The following is a 20,455-nucleotide window of genomic DNA, read 5'->3' as shown; positions in this document are numbered from 1 at the left end:
TCTCCGCCTGAACCCCGCCGGCCGGGCATGCAGCCCGGCTGCACTTGCGCTCCGTACCGGCCTCAACCAGGCCGAGCCGACCCTCAAGGTGCTGGACAATATCCGCGCCTGAGCCCTGGCCAGGCGATGCAACAGGAAGGGCCCCGCCACTGGCGGGGCCCTTGTCGTTGGGTCGGCGTCGGCGCCTCGGCGGTCGTGGCTCAGCCAGAGGTCACCGACTGGGCTCCGCCGCCGTTGCGGCCGCGCTGCATCAGCAGCAGGGCGGCGCCGATGGCCAGGCCGGCCACGTCGGTGACGACGCCGCCATAGATCATGCACAGCGCGCCGATCAGCATCGCCAGCCGCTGCCAGGCCTTCACCGGGCCGAAGAACCAGGCCTGGACGGTGGCGGCCAGCAGCACGATGCCCAGGGTGGCGGTCACCCCGACCCGCAGGATCTGCAGCCAGGAGCCTTCCATCAGCATCGCCGGGCTGTAGAAGAACATGAAGGGCACGATGAAGGCGGCCAGGCCGATCTTGAAGGAGGCCACCGAGGTACCCATGGCGTTGTCGCCGGAGATGCCCGCCGCCGCGTAGGAGGCCAGGGCCACCGGCGGGGTGATCGCCGAGACCACCGCGAAGTAGAACACGAAGAAGTGCGCCACCAGCGGCTGGATGCCGATCTCGATCAGGCCTGGGGCGACCACCGAGGCGGCCACCGCATAGGCGGCGGTGGTCGGCATGCCCATGCCCAGCAGGATCGAGATGCACATGGCGAAGAACAGTGCCAGCAGCTGGCTGACCCCGGCCAGGCCCAGCAGCAGCGAGGAGAAGCGCGCGCCCACCCCGGTCAGGGCGATGACGCCGACGATCAGGCCGGCGCAGGCGCACACGGCGATGATCTGGATCGACATGGTGCCGGCCAGTTGCAGGGCCTTGAGGATGGCGCGCAGGCCCATCTTGTGGGGCGACAGCCAGCTCACCACGGCGGCCGAGGCGGTGGCCAGGGTGCCGGCGCGGATCACCGAGTAGCCCATGAACAGCGCCACGATCAGGATGACGATCGGGGCGAACAGGTAGACCTGCTTGACCAGCTTCGAGAACAGCGGGATCTCGTCCTTGCGCATGCCGCGCATGCCCTTGCGGGCCGCCTCGAAGTCGACCATGCAGTAGATCGACAGGAAGTAGAGAACCGCCGGGATCAGCGCCGCCACGGCGATCTCGGTGTAGGGGATGCCGGTGATCTCGGCCATGATGAAGGCGCCGGCGCCCATGATCGGCGGCATGATCTGCCCGCCGGTGGAGGCGGCGGCCTCGATGGCCCCGGCGCTGCGAGCCGGATAACCCACCTTGCGCATCAACGGGATGGTCAACGAGCCGGTGGACACCACGTTGCCGGCGCTGGTGCCGTTGATCATGCCCATCAGCCCGGAGGCGAAGATCGACACCTTGGCGGGGCCCCCGCGGGCGCGGCCGGCGGCGGCGAAGGCGAAGTTGACGAAGTAGTCGCCGACCTTGGAGGCCTGCAGGAAGGCGGCGAAGATGATGAACAGGATGATGTAGGTCGAGGACACCGCGGTGGTCGGGCCGAGCACGCCGGCGTCGGTGTAGACCTGGCTGAAGAAGCGCCCCACCGAGAGGCCCGGATAGCCCAGGAAGCCCGGCAGGTAGGGGCCGGCGAACACGTAGATCAGGAATATCGCGGCGATGATCACCAGCGCCAGGCCGGCGACGCGGCGAGTCAGCTCGAGGATCAGCGCCGCCCCGGCGATGGCCGCGTAGGAGATGCCGATGGGCGCGAAGGGGGTGCCGGTGGAGGCGCGCAGCGGGCTGTTGAACATCACCAGCAGGTAGCCGGCGCTGGCCAGGGCGCAGACCATCAGCACCAGGTCCGCCGGGGACAGGCGATGCCGGTACTGGCGATAGCTCCAGGACAGCAGGATGCCCGCGGCGGTGGCCAGCATCAGCGGATAGCCGAAGTGGAAGGTCTCGATGTGCGGCTCGATGCGCATGGCGCCGTCGCTCATCGCCTGGTGCATCAGGAACACCTGGACCAGGGCATAGCCCGCCGGGATCAGCAGGGCGTAGCTCAGCCAGGCCAGCCAGGTCGGCGAGGCCTGGCGGCCGTCGTCGGCGAAGCGGGTGCCGGCGTAGAGGCCATAGCCGAGGATCAGCGCTCCGCAGATGTGCACGATGCGAAACGACCAGGTCTCCATCGGATAGAGGTTGAGCGAGACCAGGTGGAAGCTGGTGTAGGCCACGGCCAGGGCGCCGAACAGCAGCCACTGCCAGCCCGAGTAGAGGCGGCGATTGGATTCCACGGCCTCGTCGTCGACGCCCTGGACGACGACGGTATCGTCGTCACCGGAGGCGGGACGGGGATCGTTGTGCTGGGACATGGGAGTCACCCTTGGGTGAGGGACGAACGAGCAGGGCAGACCCCGCGCCGGGGCGGCGCGGGATCGGGGGACGGACGAGGGCTTACAGCTTCAGGTCGTCGGGAATCTCGTAGCCGTTTTCCTCGTACCAGCGCACGGCGCCCGGGTGGAACGGCAGCACGGTGTTGTACTCGAGGTTCTCCGGCACGCTGAAGGCGGCGCTGCGGTGGATGTCGCGCATCTTGTCGTTGTTCTCCATGCTCAGCTTGGTGATCTCGTAGACGAAGTCTTCGGGCAGATCGCAGCCGGCGATGGTGAAGTTCCACATGGAGACGGCGCGGGCATCCTCCTCGAGGGTCTGGTAGGTGCTGGCCGGGATCTGGAAGGCCGAGACCGGGAAGGCGTCGATGACCTGCTGCTGCTGCGCCTCGGTGAACTCGATGATGTTGACGTCGGTCTGCACCTCGAGCTGGCTGACGGCCGGCACCGGGATGCCCGCGGCGAAGGCGATGACGTCGATCAGGCCGTCCTGCAGCTGGCCGCCCAGGTCGTTCCAGCCGCCGTTGCGGCCCTCGAAGTCCACGCCCAGCTCCACGAGGATCTGCGGGAAGTAGGTGTCCGAGGTGGAAGCCGCCGGGCCGAAGCCGATGGTGGCGCCGTCGGGGATGTCCTCGATCGACTCGATGCCGCTGCTGGCCAGGGTGGTGATGGAGAAGGGCGTCTCGTACATCGGGAAGAGCGCGCAGACGTTATCCATCTTCACGCCCGGGGCCAGCGGGCTGTTGCCGGCCACGGCCTCGGCGGCCGGGCCCATGGTGGTCAGGCCCAGGGCCAGGTCGCCGGTGTGCACCAGCGCCAGGTTCTGGTTGGGGCCGCCGGTGACCTCGCCGCCGCCGGAGACGCCCAGCTCGTCGGCGATCAGGTTGGCCCAGCCGGAGCCGTAGACGAAGTAGGTGCCGCCCTGGCTGGCGGTGCCGACGGTGAAGCTCTCGGGCCACTCGCTGCGGTCGGCCTGGGCGCCGCCGGCGACCAGCAGGGACGCGGCCAGGGTGCCGGTGAGGATCCGGGTAGTGGTGGACATGGCGTTTCTCCCGTTGCGGTTATGGTTGTGGTCGGCCGACCGGCGGGTTGTCCGGCCGGCCGTCTCGCGACACCTTCCTAGCAGCAAGGGGCGTTCCATATTCTGAAAAGTTGCTTGCATTCAGTAAGTTAGCGTCATGCGCTTCGACCTTGGTCGAAGCGCCGGTCGGCGCCTCCTTCCGGGAAGCCGCACAGGGTCGGGCCAAGGGTGTGCGGAAAACCGCACAGTCGGCTCAGGCGGCGCCCTCCGCGGGCGCCAGGGCGGCCAGCAGGCGGCCGGCCTGGTGGAAGTCGTTCATCAGCGAGGAGGCCGGCCAGGCGTCGAGCCGCCGGGCGCGCAGCCGCTCGGCCAGCTCGTGCTGCCAGTGGTGACGGGTCTCCTCCAGCGCCGTGCCGATGCCCGGGGTATCCGGGGCGTTGGCCAGGCGGTTGAGCCCCTCGGCCACCGCCATGCGCAGCGCGTCGTGGGCCTCGCGCAGCGGGCTGTCGGGGGCGGCATGGCGGAGCAGGCTGCGTTGCAGCACCTCGCCGAAGCGTACCGCCTCGACCAGCCGCAGGCAGTGCTCGTTCAGGGCGGCCAGGTGTCGCCGCTGATCCTCGGTCAGGGGCACGTCGATGCGCGCATGGAAGGCCAGGATCTCGGCCAGCAGCGGCTTGATGCGCTCGTGGTAGCGGGCGTTGACCGAGGGCCAGTCGTCGGGGGCGATGGGCGCCCGGGCCACGGCCCGATCGGGGGGATGGCCGATCACCTCGGCGCTGGGCATCAGGATGGCCGCGCACAGCAGGTGGTAGGCCCGCCGTTCCAGTCGGCGGGCCTCCTGCGCCATGGCCGTCACCGCGGTGTCGGCGTGGGCCAGGGCGGTGTCGTCCAGGTAGCGGGCCTGGGCCGGATCCCGGCGCACCGGGTCGGGCAGCCAGCGCTCCAGCCGCGAGGCCAGGCGCGGGATCCAGGGCAGCATCAGCAGGATCCCCAGGCCGTTGAACAGGGTATGGAAGAGCGCCAGCTTGAGCGTCCAGGCGTCCGGCGCCAGCCCGACCAGCCCGGCCAGGGCGTCCACCAGCGAGGCCAGCGGCAGCAGCAGGGCCAGGGCCACGCAGGCGGTGACCAGGTTGAAGACCAGGTGGGCGCCGGCCAGGCGGCGTCCGGCGGTGCCGGCGCCCAGCGCGCCCATCAGCGCGGTCACGGTGGTGCCGACGTTGGCGCCGATGGCGATGGCCAGCGCCGGCAGGTAGGGCAGCTGGCCGGAGGCCAGGGCGGCGAGGATGATCAGCAGGGTGGCGTGGCTCGACTGCATGACCACGGTGGCGGCCACGCCGAACAGCACGAACAGCGGCCAGTGCCAGAAGCGCTCGCCGGCCAGGCCATCCAGGGACAGGCCGTCCTGCCAGCTCTCGAAGCCCAGCTTCATGAAGTCGATGCCCAGGAACAGCAGCCCCACGCCGAGCAGCACCCCGGCCACCCCGGCGCGGCTGCCCTGCAGCAGGCGCCCGCCGATCAGTCCCAGGGCCAGAAGCGGCATGGCGTAGCGGGCCAGATCGACCTCGAGGCCCGGTCCGGCGATCAGCCAGGCGCCGGTGGTGGTGCCGAGGTTGGCGCCGAAGATCAGCGCGATGGCTCCGGGCAGGGCCACCAGCCCCGCGCCGACGAAGGACATCGCCAGCAGGGTGATCAGGGAACTGGACTGGACCAGGGCGGTGGACAGGGCGCCGACGCCGATGGCGCGCAGCGGGCCGCGGGTGGCGGCGTGCAGCCAGCGGTCGAGGGTGCCGCCGGAGAGGCGCTTGATGGCGTCCTCCAGGTGGGACATGCCCCACAGGAAGAGCCCCAGGCCCGCGGCCAGGGTCGCCAGGTCGAGCCGGGCCGCCAGCAGGGCGGCCGCGGCCGCCAGCCCCAGGCCCTCGAGCGCGCCCCGGGACGGCATGGGCGGCGAGGCGAGGCGGGGCACCTCAGCCCTTGGGGTCGAGGATCTTGACGGTCTGCAGGTCGTCGGCCTGCGGCTCCGGGGGCTCGCGATTGATCCGGGTCTCGAGCTCGGGGGGCGCCTCGTCCTCGATCGGCAGCTGCTCGAAGAAGTCGCAGCTCACGCACTCGCGGTAGCGAATGCCGTGCTGCTCCCAGCTGCGGATCCGGTCCATCTCGGCGCAGCGCGGGCAGATGGCGCCGGCGATAAAGCGTTTCTGGGTGGCCATGCGGCCTCCTGACGGATGCGAAATGGGGCGTCGGGCAACAACGCGATGCGTTGCCATTCTACCTGGATGCCGCGGGGAAGGCGCAGCGGCTTCGCGCCCGTCCCGCGGTGCATGGCGGCGTGCGCCGGGGCGCGCCGGTTGGCCCCCGGCGATCACCGGCCGCTCAGGCGGCGCGGATGCCGCTGTGGCGCAGCAGCGGCTCGACGCTGGGCTCGCGGCCGCGGAAGGCGCGGAACAGCTCCGCGGCGTCCCGGGAACCGCCGCGCTCGAGGATCTCGGTGCGGAAACGGCGCCCGGTCTCGGGATCGAAGATACCGGCCTCCTCGAAGGCGCTCCAGGCGTCGGCCGAGAGCACCTCGGCCCATTTGTAGCTGTAGTACCCCGCGGCGTAGCCGCCGGCGAAGATGTGGCCGAAGCCGTTCTGGAAGCGGTTGAAGTCGGCCCTGGGCACCACCGAGACGGCGTCGCGCACCTCGTCGAGCAGCGCCTGGATGTCGGCGCGGGACGGCGCCTCGGCCTCCAGGTGGAGGCGGAAGTCGAACAGCGAGAATTCCAGCTGGCGCACCATGCCCATGGCGGACTGGAAGTTCTTGGCCGCCAGCAGCTTGTCGAACAGCTCGTCGGGCAGCGGCTCGCCGGTGTCGACGTGGCCGGCGATCAGGTCCAGGCCCTCGCGCTCCCAGCAGTAGTTCTCCATGAACTGGCTGGGCAGCTCCACGGCGTCCCAGGCCACGCCGTTGATGCCGGAGATGTCGGCGACGGTCTGGCGGGTCAGCATGTGGTGCAGGCCGTGGCCGAACTCGTGGAACAGGGTGGTGACCTCGTCGTGGGTCAGCAGCGCCGGGGCGTCGCCCACCGGGCGGGTGAAGTTGCAGGTCAGGTAGGCCACCGGCAGCTGCAGCTCGCCGGCCTCCCGGCGGCGCACCCGGCACTCGTCCATCCAGGCCCCGCCGCGCTTGCCCTCCCGGGCATAGAGGTCCAGGTAGAAGCCGGCGATCGGCGCGCCGTCGTCGAGGATGCGGAAGTAGCGCACGTCGGGGTGGTAGCGGGGCGCGTCCTCGTCTTCCTCGAAGCTGACCCCGTACAGCCGCCCGACCACCTGGAACAGGCCGTCGACCACTCGGGGCGCCGGGAAGTAGGGCCGCAGCTGCTCCTGGGAGATGGCGAAGCGCGCCTCGCGCAGCTTCTCGCTGGCGTAGCCCACGTCCCAGGGCTCGAGCTCGGCCAGGCCCAGTTCGTCCCGGGCGTAGGCGGCGAGCTCGGCGAACTCCTCGCGGGCCTGGGGTACGGCGCGCGCGGCCAGGTCCTCGAGGAAGCCGATGACCTGCTCGGGCGACTCGGCCATCTTGGTGGCCAGGGAGTAGTCGGCATAGGTGGCGAAGCCCAGCAGCTCGGCGAGCTCGCGGCGCAGCGCCAGGGTCTCCTCCATCACCGGGGCGTTGTCGAACTCGCCGGCATTGGGGCCCGTCTCGGAGGCGCGGGTGACGAAGGCGGTGTAGACCTCGCGGCGCAGCTCGCGATCGTCGGCGTGGGTCATCACCGGCAGGAAGCTGGGGAAGTCCAGGGTGATGCGGTAGCCCGACTGCCCCTTGGCCTCGGCGTTGGCCTGGAGCGTGGCCAGGGCGCTGTCCGGCAGGCCGGCCAGGCGCTCGGCGTCGGGCAGGTCCAGGTGCCAGGCCTGGGTGGCGTCCAGCAGCTGGTTGGAGAAGGTGTTGGCCAGGCTCGACAGCCGGGCCTGGATCTCGCCGTAGCGGCGCTTGTGCTCGGGCGGCAGGTCGACGCCGGCCAGCCGGAAGTCGCGCAGGGCGTTGTCCACCGTGCGGCGCTGGGCCTCGTCGAGCGCGTCCCAGGCCGGACCCTCCTTGAGCGCCTGCCAGGCGCGGAACAGCCCCTCGTGCTGGCCCAGCCAGGTGCTGTAGTCGGAGAGCAGGCCGAGGCTGGTCTCGTAGGCCTGGCGCAGGGCCTCGTTGTTCATGGTGCCGTTGAGGTGCGAGACCGGCGACCAGGCCCGCGACAGGCGGTCGTTCAGCGCCTCCAGGGGCGCGGCGAGGGTCTCCCAGGTGGGCGTCTCGCGCTCGGCCCGGGCCACCAGGGACTCGATGGCCTCGCGGTTCTCCGCCAGCAGGGTCTCGATGGCCGGCACCACGTGCTCGGGCTGGATCTCGGCGAAGGGCGGCAACGCGTGGGCGTCGAGCAGCGGGTTCGTGGACATGCACACCTCGGGTCGAAAATGGGAAATCACCGCTTAGATGCGGGCGGCCCGGGCGGGTTTCAATGTGCTAGGCTTGCGCCCTTTGCAAACGACAGGCCGGAGACGAGGCGATGAACGAGACCCTGGAGCGCTGGAGCAGCCGCCGCGCCTTCATCCTGGCGGTGACCGGGGCCGCGGTGGGGCTGGGCAACATCTGGCGGTTCCCCTATATCACCGGCGAGAACGGCGGCGCCGCCTTCCTGCTGCTCTATGTGGCCTTCGTGGCCCTGCTGGGGCTGCCGGTGATGATGGCCGAGATCCTGATCGGCCGCGCCGGGCGGCGCAGTCCCATGCAGTCGCTGGGCCACCTGGCCGCCCAGGCCGGCCATGGCCGCCAGTGGCGGTGGCTGGGCCTGTTCGGCGCCTTCACGGTGTTCTGCATCCTGTCGTTCTACTCGGTGGTGTCCGGCTGGTCCATCGAGTTCCTGGTGTCGGCGATCAACGGCGACTTCGTGGGCAAGGGCGCGGCGGAGATCGGCGCCGGCTTCGACGCCTTCCTCGCCGACCCGGGGCGCATGACCTTCAACCACACCCTGTTCCTGGCGATGACCATGATGGTGGTCGCCGCCGGCGTCACCAAGGGCCTGGAGCGGCTCAACAACCTGCTGATGCCGCTGCTGTACCTGCTGCTGCTGGTGCTGGCCGGCCATGCCGCCACCACCAGCGGCTTCGGGCCGACCCTGACCTGGCTGTTCACGCCGGACCTGTCGGCGGTGACGCCGACGGTGTTGATCGCCGCCATGGGCCACGCCTTCTTCACCCTGGCGGTGGGCGCCTGCGCGCTGATGGCCTACGGCGCCTACATGCCGGACCACCAGAGCCTGCCCCGGGCGGCCGCCGGGGTGGCGGTGCTCGACATCACCGTGGCGCTGCTGGCCGGCATCGCGATCTTCTCGGTGGTCTTCGCCCAGGGCATGGATCCCGCCGAGGGGCCGGGGCTGATGTTCGTCACCCTGCCGGTGGCCTTCGCCGACCTGCCCTTCGGCGCCTTCTGGCTATCGCTGTTCTTCCTGCTGCTGCTGCTGGCCACCTGGACCTCGTCGATCAACCTGGCCGAGCCGATGGTCGCCACCCTCCAGGGCTGGGGGCTGGGTCGCGGCCAGGCCGCCGCCGCGGTCGGGGTGACCGTATGGCTGGTGGGCCTGCTCTCGGTGCTGTCCTTCTCGACCCTGGCCGAGTTCAAGGTACTGTTCGGGATGAACGTCTTCGAGCTGGTGACCACGGTGCCGCCGGAGATCTTCCTGCCCGTGGGCGGGGCGCTGATCGCGGTGTTCGCCGCCTGGGTGATGCCCGAGCCGGTGGCCCTGCGGGCCCTCGACGCCGGGCCCAACGGCTTCCGCATCTGGCGGGGCGTGGTGCGCTGGGTGTCGATCCCGCTGACGCTGGTAGTATTGGCATCGGGACTGATCTGACCACCGGAGGTAGGCGATGAGCGAGACGACGACGCTGCGGCCCTGGAAGGGGACCCGCCCGCGACTGGGCGAACGGGTCTATATCGACCCGAGCTGCGTGGTGCTGGGCGACGTGGTGCTGGGCGACGACTGCTCGGTATGGCCGATGGCGGTGATCCGCGGCGACATGCACCGCATCCGCATCGGCGACCGGGTGAGCGTCCAGGACGGCAGCGTGCTGCACATCACCCACGCCAGCGACTTCAACCCCGACGGCTTTCCGCTGAGCGTCGGCGATGACGTGACCATCGGCCACAAGGCCATCCTGCATGGCGCCACCCTGGGCAGCCGCATCCTGGTGGGCATGGGCGCCATCGTCATGGACGGCGCCGTGGTCGAGGACGAGGTGATCATCGCCGCCGGCGCCGTGGTGCCCCCGGGCAAGCGCCTGGAGGGCGGCCACGTCTATGCCGGCAATCCGGCCCGGGCGCTGCGGCCGATCAAGGACTCGGAGCGGGCCTTCTTCCCCTACACCGCCGGCAACTACGTGAAGCTCAAGGACGAGTACCTGGCCGCCCGGGACTGAGACCTCCTTGCCAGACGCCAGGTGAGATGAGCGCCGGGGACAAGGTGAAGCGGGGGGCCTGTGACCATGGGGGAGGGCCCCTCGCCGAACGGGCGGGCCATGGATGGCCAGCACCGGTCCTGCAAGCGGAGCAGGGCGCGATAGCGACGCAGGGAAGAGTAGCGCCCAAGGATGGGGCTACAGCGCCCTCGCGATGGTCCCGCACTCCGGGACGTGTCGCCGGAGAGGCTCATCCCCTCTTCGGGCTTGGAAAGAAGTTCCAAACCGTCAATCGATTGTTTTCCTTGGCCATGTCGGGCGCTAAACTGATGTTTTATCCAGTTAGCGAGGCGCCGCGGGCATGGCCGACTTCCGAACCCACCTCGGCGTGGCCGCGACCCTGGGCGCGGTGGTCGCCCATGGCGGCTGGCAGGCCGGGCTGTGGGGGCTGGCCGAGGGGCTGCCGGTTCTGGCCCTGGTGACCTTCGGCGGCATCCTGCCCGACATCGACGCCGACCGCTCCCGGGCGATCCGTCTGATCTTCAACCTGCTGGCGATCCCGGCCGTGGTGGCCGGGGCGCTGTGGCTGCAGCGCCGCCTCGAGCCCGGCCCCCTGCTGGTGGCCTGCGGCGGCATCTACCTGGGCGTGCGCTACCTCGCCGGGGCGCTGTTCGGGCGCTTCACCGTGCACCGGGGCATCTGGCACTCGCTGCTGGCCGCGGTGCTGTGCGGCCTGACCGTCACCGTCCTCGGCCATCGCCTCTTCATGCTCCCCGACCGGCTCGCCTGGGCGCATGGCGCGGCGCTGACGCTGGGCTTCGTGATTCACCTGCTGCTCGACGAACTCTACAGCGTCGACCTCACCGGCGCGCGCCTCAAGCGCTCCTTCGGCACCGCCCTGAAGCCCTTCGACTGGCGCGAGCCGGGCAACTCCCTGGCCATGCTGGCGGTGATCGCCAGCCTCTCGCCCTGGCTGCCCCCCTGGCGGCCGCTGGCCGAGCTGGTGGCTCAGGGCTCGGCGCTCTGGCGGTAGTCCTCGGCCTTGAGGCCGTGCTTGCGCAGCTTGTCGTAGAGGGTCTTGCGGGGCACGTCCAGGGCCGCGCAGACCTCGCTGACCCGGCCCTGATGGCGGGCCAGGGCCTGGCTGATCAGGCTCTTCTCGAACAGCTCCACCTGGCGCGGCAGGGGCAGGTCGCCGCCCTCGTTCTCGACGCCCGCCAGCAGGGTGTCCAGGCGGTAGTCGCAGGTGACGCCCAGCAGCACATAGCGCTCCGCCAGGTTGCGCAGCTCGCGCACGTTGCCCGGCCAGTCGTGGGCCAGCAGGGCCGAGGTGCCGGCGGCGTCCAGGGGCGGGGCCTCCAGGCCGCTGCGGTTGGCGGCGACCACCGCGAAGTGCTGGAACAGCAGCGGGATGTCCTCGCGGCGCTCGCGCAGCGGCGGGATCGGCAGGGTCACCACGTTGAGCCGGTAGTAGAGGTCCTCGCGGAAGTCGCCGGCCTCGGCGGCGGCCTTGAGGTCGACCTTGGTGGCGGCGATGACCCGGATGTCCAGGCTCACCGCCTGGTTGGAGCCCAGCCGCTCGATGCTGCGCTCCTGCAGCACCCGCAGCAGCTTGACCTGCAGCGCCGGCGGCATGGACTCGATCTCGTCGAGGAACACCGTGCCGCCCTGGGCGTGCTCGAACTTGCCGATGCGCCGCTCCACCGCGCCGGTGAAGGCGCCCTTCTCGTGGCCGAACAGCTCCGACTCGATGGTGCTCTCGGGCACCGCGCCGCAGTTGATGGCCACGAAGGGCCTGCCGCCCCGGGCGCTGCGCTCGTGGATGGCCCGGGCGACCAGGTCCTTGCCGGCGCCGGTCTCGCCGAACAGCAGCACGTCGGCTTCCACCTGGCTGATGCGCTGGACCATGGCGGCCAGCCGCTGGATGGCCGGGGTGCGTCCCACCAGGCGGGGCCCCGGGGCCGACTGTTGGGCCTCCAGCTCGGCCTTGAGGTCGCGGTTCTCGAGGCTCAGCCGGCGCTTGTCGATGCCGCGGCGGACCACCTCCACCAGGCGCTCCCCGGCGAAGGGCTTCTCCAGGAAGTCCCAGGCGCCGTCGCGCATCGCCTCCACGGCGGTGGAGATGTCGCCGTGGCCGGTGATCAGCACCACCGGCAGGTCCGGGTCGCGGGCCCGGACCTCGCGCAGCAGCGTCATGCCGTCCATGCCGGGCATGCGGATATCGCTGACCAGCACGCCGGGGAAGTCCGGCTCCAGCGCCGCCAGGGCGGCCTCGGCGCTCTCGTAGGCCTGGGGGGCATAGCCGGCCAGCTCCAGGGTCTGGCCGGCGGTGATGCGCAGGTGGGCCTCGTCGTCGATGATCATCACCGGGGTGGCCGGGGCGTCATGCATGTCGGGACGGCTCCTCGTGGTGCGAATGGCGGGGCGGGGCCTCCGGGCCCTCGGCCCGGGGCAGGACGATGGTGAAGCGGGCGCCACCCTCGGGCGCGTTGGTGGCCTCGAGCCGGCCGCCCAGGTCGTCGATGATGCGCGCCGAGATCGACAGCCCCAGGCCCAGGCCGCTGCCGGTGGACTTGGTGGTGAAGAAGGGCTCGAAGATCCGCGTCAGCTGGTCCTCGGCGATGCCGGGCCCGGTGTCGGTCACGGCGATGCGCACCCGCTCCTCCTCCGGGGCGATGGTCAGCGTCAGCCGCGGGGAGGGGACGTCGCCCATGGCCTGCAGGGAGTTGCCGATCAGGTTGACCAGCACCTGCTCGAGGCGCACCGGGTCGGCGCGGACCCAGGTCTCGGCGGCGGGCCAGTCGCGGATCACCTCGACGGCTCCCTCGCCCAGGCGCGCCTGGAAGAGGCGCAGGGCATAGTCGAAGCAGGCCGGCACCGAGACCGCCGTGAGGCTGTCGCCGCTCTTGCGCGAGAACTGGCGCAGCTGGGCGCTGATCTCGGCCATGCGCTCGGTCAGCTCGACGATCTGCCCCAGGTTGGCGTCGGCGGCCTCGGCGCGGCTGCGGGCGATGAAGGCGCGGGCGTTCTCGGCGTAGGCGCGGATCGCCGCCAGGGGCTGGTTGAGCTCGTGGTTGATGCCGGCGGCCAGCTGGCCGAGGACCGCCAGCTTGGCGGCCTGGACCAGCTCGTCGCGGGTCTCGCGCAGGCTGGCCTCGGCCCGGCGACGCTCCTCGATTTCGTCGGACAGCCGCCGATTGGTGGCCGTCAGGTCCCGGGTGCGCGCCTCGACGTGACGCTCCAGCTCGTCCCGGGCCCGGGCCAGGGTGTGGCGCTCGCGCTCGGCGAAGCGCTCGCGCTCGCGACGCAGCCGGTGACGCTGCCAGCCGACGCCGCCGCCCAGCGCCACCAGGCCGTAGAGACCTCCGGCCAGCAGGGCCGCCAGCCACTGGGCGTCGATCACCGGGGTCAGCGGCTTGAGGATATGCATCTGCCAGTCGAAGGCCGGCATCGGGCGGCGCAGGCTCAGGTAGTGGCGGCCGGCCAGCGGGCCGTCGTCGAAGGCCACCAGCCGGCTGCGCGGCCCCAGGCGCTCGAGCTCGCGGATGCCGGTGGGCGGCAGCGGCTCGTCGGCATAGCGCCGCGAGGCATGCAGGGCCCGGCGCTGGGCCTCGCTGAGCGGCGCCAGGGCCGTCAGCCGCAGCTCGGGGCGGCTGGCCATGAAGACGATGGCGTCGCGATCTGTGACCAGCAGCTCGGCGTCCTGCTCGGCCCAGCTGGTCTCCACGGCGTCGAGCAGCACCTTGAGCACCATGACCCCGTCGGGGCGGGCGTCCGGGGCCGTGTCGTCCAGCCACACCGGGGCCGAGAAGTAGTAGCCGCGCTCCCGGGACTGCACGCCCAGGCCGAAGAAGCGGCCCTGCCGGCCCTGCATGGCCTCCTGGTAGTAGCGACGGAAGCGGTAGTTCTGGCCGATGAAGGTGTCCGGCCGGTGCCAGTTGCTGGCCGCCAGGGTGTCGGCGTGGCGGTCCAGCAGGTAGATATCGGAGACGTCGGCGGTGGCCCGGAAGCGGTCCAGCAGCCGGTTGAGCGGCATCGGGTCCTGCCGGTGGGGGGCGGTCAGGAAGCGCTTGACCGCCTCCCGGGAGGCGAGCAGTTCCGGGAGGTAGTCATGGCGCGACAGGTGGCCGGTCAGGCCCGCCGCCGAGAGGCGCAGCTCGTTCTCGGCGTCGTCGTGCAGCGCCTGGAGGGCCTGCTCGCGGGCGACCTGGGCGGTCTGCCACATGCACAGCGCCAGGCCGGCCAGGCCCAGGGCCAGCAGCCCCCCGCGCAGCAGGCGACGACGACGCGGCGCTTCGGTGCCGGGCATGGCTCAGGCGTCCGGGGCGGGCATGGCCTGGGCGCGGCGCAGCGAGCGCTGGGCGCGGGTCTCGGCCCGGGCCGCCTCGAGCAGCCCTTCCTCGACGTAGACCAGGTGGTCGTGGGCCCGGGTGCGGGCCTCCTCGGCCTTGCCCTGGAGGATGGCGTCGAGCAGGGCCCGGTGCTGGGCCATCAGGCGCTCGCGGGCGTCGGGCTTGCCGAACAGGTGCTCGAGGTTCTCGACGATGCTCTTCTCCAGCAGGTGGAAGATGCCGCGAATGGTGTGCAGCAGCATGACGTTGTGGGCGGCCTCGGCGATGGCCAGGTGGAAGGCGGCATCCGCCTTGGCCTCCTCGACCGGGTCCCGGGCGGCGAAACGGGCCTCGAGCTCTTCGAAGCGCTGCAGCAGCACCGCCTTGTCGGTGGGCGTGGCGCGCAGGGCGGCGTAATAGGCGGAGAGCCCTTCCATGGCGTCGCGGAACTCCAGCAGGTCGAGGTGGAACTCGCCGTGCCGGGACAGCATCTCCAGCAACGGGTCGCTGTAGCCGCTGTGCAGGTCCTCGGTGATGTAGGTGCCGCCGCCCTGGCGGCTGATCAGCAGGCCCCGGGCGGCGAGCTTCTGGATCGCCTCGCGCAGCGAGGGGCGCGAGACGCCGAAGCGCTCGGCCAGTTCGCGCTCCGGGGGCAGCCGCTGGCCGGGCTTGAGGCTGCCCTCGAGGATCAGCGCCTCCAGGCGCTCGGTGATGACATCGGCCAGGCGGGGCTGGCGCAGGGCGTGATAGGACATGACGGGATTTCCTGGGCCGGGGACTGCCGGCCATGGTAACGCGACACAATTGGTATTACCAATGATCGAGGATCGGAAGCCCCCTCGCGCCTCGCCGGCCGGGGCGGCTTTTTCCGCCGCATCAGCGAGTTGCAAGCCACCTCTTGGCGGCCTATACCAAGGTCTAGCCGCCTGGGGGCGCGGGAATTTGACAGCCTTCGCCCCGCCCCCTAATGTGCGATGACATCGCGGTGTCAATTGGTTTTACCAATTGCCCGAGAGGCGTCCGGCGCCTCGTCACTCGCCCCCCGGCGTCGAGGACCTGTCCATGACCCCCGTCAGACTCTATCCCGCCAAGCCCGACAAGGTGTACTTCTACGGCACCTGCCTGGTCGACATCTTCTATCCCGAGGCCGGTCTCGACGGCATCCGGCTGCTCGAGCGGGAGGGCATCGAGGTGATCTTCCCCGAGGACCAGACCTGCTGCGGCCAGCCGGCCTACACCTCGGGCTACCAGGACGAGGCTCGCGCGGTGGCCGAGGCTCAGTTGGATCTCTTCCCCGAGCCCTGGCCGATCATCGTGCCGTCCGGCTCCTGCGGCGGCATGATGCGGGTGCACTACCCCGACCTCTTCGCGGGCACCGAGCGGGAGGACCGAGCCCGGGAGGTGGCCGGCCGGGTCTTCGAGCTCACCGAGTTCCTGGTGCACGTCTGCCACCTGCGGCTGGATGACGGGGGGCGCGCCGAGAAGGTGGCCATGCACACCTCCTGCAGCGCCCGCCGCGAGATGGGCCTGGCCGACACCGGTCCCGCCCTGCTGAGCCGTCTCGCGGGCGTGGAGCTGGTGGAGCAGGCGCGGGCGACGGAGTGTTGCGGTTTCGGCGGCACCTTCGCGGTCCGCCACCCCGAGGTCTCCGCCGCCATGGTCGAGGACAAGACGCGGGCCATCGAGGCGGCCGGCGCCGAGCACCTGGTGACCTCCGACTGCGGCTGCCTGATGAACATCGCGGGGCGCCTCGAGCAGCGGGGCTCGGCGGTCAAGGGCGAGCATATCGCCAGCTACCTGTGGCGGAGGACCTCATGACGGTGCAGACCTTCACCCCGCGCGACTTTCATCGCCAGGCCCACGAGGCCCTGGAGAATCCGCAGATCCGCGCCAACTTCCGCAGCGCCATGGACGGGCTGATGGCCAAGCGGCGCGACAGCTTCGGCGACTGGGACCTGGAGACCCTGCGCGAGCTCGGCGCCAACATCCGGCTGCGCGCCCTGGCCGGGCTGCCGGACCTGCTGGAACGCCTGGAGGCGCGCTGCGAGGCCAACGGCATCCGGGTGCACTGGGCCGAGGACGGCGAGCATGCCTGTCGGCTGATCCGCGAGCTGTGCGAGGCGCGCGGGGCGCGGTCGGTGATCAAGGGCAAGTCCATGGTCACCGAGGAGATGCACCTCAACGCCCATCTCGAGGACGCGGGCATCCAGGCACTGGAGTCGGACCTGGGCGAGTACCTGGTGCAGCTCAACGAGCAGACGCCCTCGCACATCATCATGCCGGCGATCCACCTCAACACCGACGAGATCGCCGATGTCATGCACGACAAAACCGGCATCGAGCGCACCCGGGACGTGGACGCCATGACCGCGGCGGCCCGGGCTCAGCTTCGCGAGCGCTTCATGGCTGCCGATGTGGGCATCTCGGGGGTGAACTTCGCCGTCGCCGAGACCGGCACCCTCTGCCTGGTGGAGAACGAGGGCAACGGGCGCATGACCACCACAGTGCCGCCGGTGCATATCGCCGTGACCGGCATCGAGAAGGTGGTCGAGCACCTGCGCGACGTGGCGCCCCTCTACTCGCTGCTGACTCGCTCGGCCACCGGCCAGCATGCCACCACCTACCTCAATATGATCTCGGGCCCCCGCCGGCCGGAGGAGCACGACGGGCCCGAGGAGGTACACCTGGTGCTGGTGGACAACGGGCGCTCCAGTATCTACCAGGACGACGAGCTGCTCGACACCCTGCGCTGCATACGCTGCGGGGCCTGCATGAACCACTGCCCGGTCTATACCCGCGTCGGCGGCCATACCTACGGCACCACCTATCCCGGGCCCATCGGCAGCATCCTCTCGCCGCACCTGATGGGGCTCGAGGACACCCAGGACCTGCCCACCGCCTCCAGCCTGTGCGGCGCCTGCGGCGAGGTCTGCCCGGTGAAGATCCCGATCCCCGACCTGCTGGTGCGGCTGCGCCGCGAGGCCGTGGGCGAGGGGCGGGGCAACGTGCGGGGTGCCGGCACCAAGCGCTCGCGCACCGAGCTGGCCGCCTGGAAAAGCTGGCAGTGGCTGGCCACCCACCCCGGCGCCTGGCGAGGCGGCACGGCCCTGGCCGGCAAGCTGCGTGCCCTGACGCCGTCGCGGCTGGGGGCCTGGACCGAGTATCGCGTCGCCCCCCGCCCGGCGAAGACGACTCTGCATGCCCTGCTCCGGCAGCGCCGATCCGAGGAGAAGGACGCATGAGTGTTCGAGACCGCATCCTGCAGCGCCTGCGCGAGCGGGCCGACGGCGCCCTGTCGGCGCCGGAGAGCGATTTCTCCGTGGTCACCGGCCGCGGCTGGGACGCCGAGGAGCGCCTGATGCGCTTCGAGCGCTGGATCGCCTCGGTGCATGGCGAGGTGATCCATGCCAGCCGCGCCGACTGGACCGAGCACCTCGCCCGGGTGCTGCGGGACAAGGGCGTGCGCCGGTTGGCCCTGGGGCGCGCGCATCCGGTACCGGCCGAGGCGCGCGGCGCCCTGGCGGATGGCGAGGTGGAACTGGTGGACGCCGATCGCGACATCGCGACCTGGCGCCGGGAGCTGTTCGATCGGGTAGAGGCCGGGCTGACCTCGACCGGCGGGGGGATCGCCGAAACCGGCAGCCTCTGGCTGTGGCCGACCGCCGACGAGCCCCGTCAGCTCAGCCTGGTCCCGCCGATCCATATCGCCGTGCTCGACGCCGAGGCCATCGAGGACACCCTCTTCGATGTCATGGAGCGACACGACTGGGCCGCGGGCATGCCCACCAATGCGCTGATGATCTCCGGGCCCAGCAAGACGGCCGACATCGAGCAGACCCTCGCCTACGGCGTGCACGGCCCTCGCGAGCTGATCGTGCTGGTGCGTCACCCCTGAGCCCATCCCGTGATGCGATGTTTTTCGCTATAGTGCCCCTGCCCCGTCGCCCGGTGGCGACGGAAGGAACCATCTGTAGGGAGACATCGAGTGGCAACTCAAGGACATCGTAACGCGACCGGCCAGCCGGTCCTGCACCCCCGCCGCCTGCTGATCGGCGTGGCCGGCCTGGCCTTCCTGGCCGGCTGCGTCGACGAGGAGCAGCGCTTCGTCTCGGCCCCCGAGGCCGATCTCGGCAGCGAGATCGCCGGCGAGCTCACCTCGTCCAGTGACGTCAACCTCAACGACGGCACCCGCCATGCCGCCCACTGGCTGTGCGGCACCACGGAGGACGTGGCGGTTCGCTACGTGCTCGACACCCCCTTCGCCGCCCGGCTGTCGGCCTTCGACGAGCAGGGCCGCTGGCTGGGCAGCGCCTCGGGGTCTCCCGACGGCGAGCCGGCGACGCTGCTGGCCTCGCCCCGGTCCGAGGCCTGCACCCTGGTGGTGGTCAATGGCCAGGACGGCGGCGCCTTCGGCCCCTACCGCCTGACGCCGGCCCCGGCGTCGTCGGCGGAGGCGCTGGACGCCGGCCAGCCCCTGGTCGGCCGGCTGGAGGACGGGCGGAGCGAGTACCCGCTGACCCTGGACGCCCCGGCCCGGGTGGATCTGTCGCTGTCCGGCAATCCCGACCTGGCCATGCGCCTGGTCGGCGAGGACGAGACGCGCCAGGCGCGCTCCTGCGCGGACGGCGAACTGCGCCTGGAGGCCTACCTGGAGGCCGGCGACTATCGCGTGCAGGTCGAGCGGGGCGAGTCGCCGGCCGCGGACGTGGCCGAGCGTTGCCAGCACGACCTGCTGAGTACCGCCGGCGCCTTCCGCCTGCAGGCCGAACAGCATGACCTGTCGGACGGCTGGCGCAACGCCGGTCCGCTGCGCGACGGCGACCACATCAGTGGCCGGCTCGAGGCCGGCTCTCCCAACGTCTATCGCCTGGACATCGACGAGCCCACCAGCGTGACCCTGTCGCTGCGCTCCTCGGCCTTCGATACCCTGCTGCGGGTCAGTGGCCCGGGCAGCGAGCTGTCCGACGACGACGGCGGCAGTGGCACCGACTCGCGGCTGCAGAGCGTGTTCATGCCCGGCGAATATCGCGTCGAGGTGAGCAGCTATGGCGCAGGGGTCGGCGAGTACGCGCTGGATGTCTCCCGCAGTGCCTTCGACGGCGAGTTTCGCAACGACGGTGAGCTCACGCTGGGCGAGAGCCTGCGTGGCACCCTGGGCATGGCGGGGACTAACGCCTATCGCTTCGAGGTCGAGGAGACCAGCGAGGTCGAGCTCGCCCTGGACTCCGGTGCCTTCGATCCGATGCTCAGGCTCCACGGCAACGGCATCGAGCTGAGTGACGACGACGGCGGCGGCAATCGCAACTCCCTGATCACCACCGTGCTGGAGCCCGGCGAGTATGTGGTGGCGGTGGAGAGCTACAGCGGCACCGGCCTCTACAACCTGCGGACCGAGGCGCGGGCCTTCGATGGCGAGTTCCGCAACGACGGCGAGCTGACGCCGGGTGAGAGCCTGCGTGGCCAGCTGGGCATGGGGCGCAATGCCTATCGCTTCGAGGTCGAGGAGACCAGCGAGGTCGAGCTCGCCCTGGACTCCGGTGCCTTCGATCCGGTGCTCAGGCTCCACGGCAACGGCGTCGATCGGCGTGACGACGACGGCGGCGGCAATCGCAACTCCCTGATCACCACCGTGCTGGAGCCCGGCGAGTATGTGGTGGAAGTGGAGAGCTACAGCGGCACCGGCCCCTACAGCCTGCGGGCCGAGGCGAGCGCCTTCGAGGGGCGCATTGTCGATGGGGGCGAGGTGGCCCTCGGCGAGACGGTCTACGGGCAGCTCTCCACCGTCGGCAGCCTGAACTACCGGCTGGATCTCGAGACCGCCCGTGACGTGGTGATCGAGAGCACCTCGAGCGCGGTGGACACGGTCCTGCGCCTGTCGGGGGCCGGGGTCAGCGCCCAGAACGACGATGCCGGCGACCTGGGGCTCGGTTCGCGGATCCGTCGCCGCCTCGAGCCCGGCAGCTACGACATCGAGGTCAGCGCCTTCGGCAGCAGCACCGGCATGGTGCGCCTGTCCATCGGCGAGTGATGACGCCGGGCGCCTCCTTCCGGGAGGCGCCCGCCTCGCCCGAGCGTCGTCGTCTTCGCTTGCCGAACGACTTGTCCACACCCGGTGCGCGACGAAAGCGGCTGTGGATGACGCGCGCCGGGGGCGAGGAAAATCTTTTCGCAAAGTCCTTGCGTGCGTCCGGGAGAATCCGTAAAGTACGCATCCGCTGCCGGCGACGGGCAACGTTGCAGGCGGTGATGAGTGGCAGAAGCGCTTGTTTTGCTTGAGGTTTTTCGAAGGT

General features: G+C 70.9%; 15 protein-coding genes. 7 read left to right on the top strand and 8 right to left on the bottom strand.

Annotation, left to right across the window (positions count from 1 at the left end):
* Nucleotides 1–200 precede the first annotated feature (200 nt).
* From QC818_RS18055 to prlC, 5 genes are all read right to left on the bottom strand, one after another.
* Nucleotides 201–2,378, bottom strand: coding sequence for a TRAP transporter permease (locus QC818_RS18055; protein WP_309654262.1), 2,178 nt, complete (start codon nt 2,376–2,378; stop codon nt 201–203).
* Between the two features lie 82 nt (nt 2,379–2,460).
* Nucleotides 2,461–3,438 (bottom strand): TAXI family TRAP transporter solute-binding subunit, encoded by a 978-nt coding sequence (locus QC818_RS18050; protein WP_309654261.1) that lies wholly within the window; start codon nt 3,436–3,438, stop codon nt 2,461–2,463.
* A gap of 232 nt (nt 3,439–3,670) precedes the next feature.
* A complete protein-coding gene (locus QC818_RS18045; protein ID WP_309654260.1) occupies nt 3,671–5,383 on the bottom strand; it encodes a Na/Pi cotransporter family protein in 1,713 nt (570 codons plus the stop codon).
* Between the two features lies 1 nt (nt 5,384).
* Nucleotides 5,385–5,627: a YheV family putative zinc ribbon protein gene (locus QC818_RS18040; protein ID WP_309654259.1), complete on the bottom strand. Its 243-nt coding sequence runs from the start codon at nt 5,625–5,627 to the stop codon at nt 5,385–5,387.
* A 163-nt stretch (nt 5,628–5,790) separates the two neighbouring features.
* Nucleotides 5,791–7,839: an oligopeptidase A gene (prlC, locus tag QC818_RS18035; RefSeq protein ID WP_309654258.1), complete on the bottom strand. Its 2,049-nt coding sequence runs from the start codon at nt 7,837–7,839 to the stop codon at nt 5,791–5,793.
* Between the two features lie 110 nt (nt 7,840–7,949).
* On the opposite strand from prlC, the gene QC818_RS18030 reads away from it, so the two are divergent.
* From QC818_RS18030 to QC818_RS18020, 3 genes are all read left to right on the top strand, one after another.
* Nucleotides 7,950–9,290 carry a sodium-dependent transporter gene (locus QC818_RS18030; protein ID WP_309654257.1) on the top strand — a complete coding sequence of 447 codons (1,341 nt, stop codon included), beginning with the start codon at nt 7,950–7,952 and terminating at the stop codon, nt 9,288–9,290.
* 16 nt (nt 9,291–9,306) lie between these two features.
* Nucleotides 9,307–9,855, top strand: a complete 549-nt coding sequence (locus QC818_RS18025; protein WP_309654256.1) for a gamma carbonic anhydrase family protein — start codon at nt 9,307–9,309, stop codon at nt 9,853–9,855.
* Nucleotides 9,856–10,195: 340 nt separating this feature from the next.
* Nucleotides 10,196–10,867, top strand: a complete 672-nt coding sequence (locus QC818_RS18020; protein WP_309654255.1) for a metal-dependent hydrolase — start codon at nt 10,196–10,198, stop codon at nt 10,865–10,867.
* On the opposite strand, the gene QC818_RS18015 is transcribed toward QC818_RS18020, so the two are convergent.
* Genes QC818_RS18015 through QC818_RS18005 form a run of 3 tightly spaced genes read right to left on the bottom strand, consistent with a single transcriptional unit; the run spans nt 10,843 to nt 14,920 of the window.
* Complete coding sequence (locus tag QC818_RS18015; protein ID WP_309654254.1) at nt 10,843–12,225, bottom strand: sigma-54-dependent transcriptional regulator; 1,383 nt, start codon at nt 12,223–12,225, stop codon at nt 10,843–10,845. The two genes, QC818_RS18020 and QC818_RS18015, sit on opposite strands and share 25 nt — an antisense overlap.
* The gene (locus tag QC818_RS18010; RefSeq protein ID WP_309654253.1) at nt 12,218–14,143 is read right to left on the bottom strand and encodes a sensor histidine kinase; all 1,926 of its coding nucleotides are present in this window, start codon (nt 14,141–14,143) and stop codon (nt 12,218–12,220) included. The genes QC818_RS18015 and QC818_RS18010 overlap by 8 nt, the downstream gene beginning before the upstream one ends.
* 3 nt (nt 14,144–14,146) lie before the next feature.
* A complete protein-coding gene (locus QC818_RS18005; RefSeq protein ID WP_309654252.1) occupies nt 14,147–14,920 on the bottom strand; it encodes a GntR family transcriptional regulator in 774 nt (257 codons plus the stop codon).
* A 307-nt stretch (nt 14,921–15,227) separates the two neighbouring features.
* Here QC818_RS18005 and QC818_RS18000 point away from each other — a divergent pair, with 307 nt between their 5' ends.
* The 4 genes from QC818_RS18000 (at nt 15,228) to QC818_RS17985 (ending at nt 20,193) form a co-directional block, all read left to right on the top strand.
* Nucleotides 15,228–15,983: a (Fe-S)-binding protein gene (locus tag QC818_RS18000; RefSeq protein ID WP_309654251.1), complete on the top strand. Its 756-nt coding sequence runs from the start codon at nt 15,228–15,230 to the stop codon at nt 15,981–15,983.
* Complete coding sequence (locus tag QC818_RS17995; RefSeq protein ID WP_309654250.1) at nt 15,980–17,407, top strand: LutB/LldF family L-lactate oxidation iron-sulfur protein; 1,428 nt, start codon at nt 15,980–15,982, stop codon at nt 17,405–17,407. The genes QC818_RS18000 and QC818_RS17995 overlap by 4 nt, the downstream gene beginning before the upstream one ends.
* Nucleotides 17,404–18,060 carry a LutC/YkgG family protein gene (locus QC818_RS17990; RefSeq protein ID WP_309654249.1) on the top strand — a complete coding sequence of 219 codons (657 nt, stop codon included), beginning with the start codon at nt 17,404–17,406 and terminating at the stop codon, nt 18,058–18,060. Before QC818_RS17995 ends, QC818_RS17990 begins: the two co-directional genes overlap by 4 nt.
* A 90-nt stretch (nt 18,061–18,150) precedes the next feature.
* Nucleotides 18,151–20,193, top strand: a complete 2,043-nt coding sequence (locus QC818_RS17985) for a PPC domain-containing protein (RefSeq protein WP_309654248.1) — start codon at nt 18,151–18,153, stop codon at nt 20,191–20,193.
* Nucleotides 20,194–20,455: the final 262 nt, after the last annotated feature.

The sequence above is a fragment of the Halomonas koreensis genome (genome assembly GCF_031451675.1).
Lineage (GTDB): Bacteria > Pseudomonadota > Gammaproteobacteria > Pseudomonadales > Halomonadaceae > Halomonas > Halomonas koreensis.
Note: the sequence above shows the minus strand (reverse complement) of the source record. Positions and strands in the feature narration are given on the sequence as shown.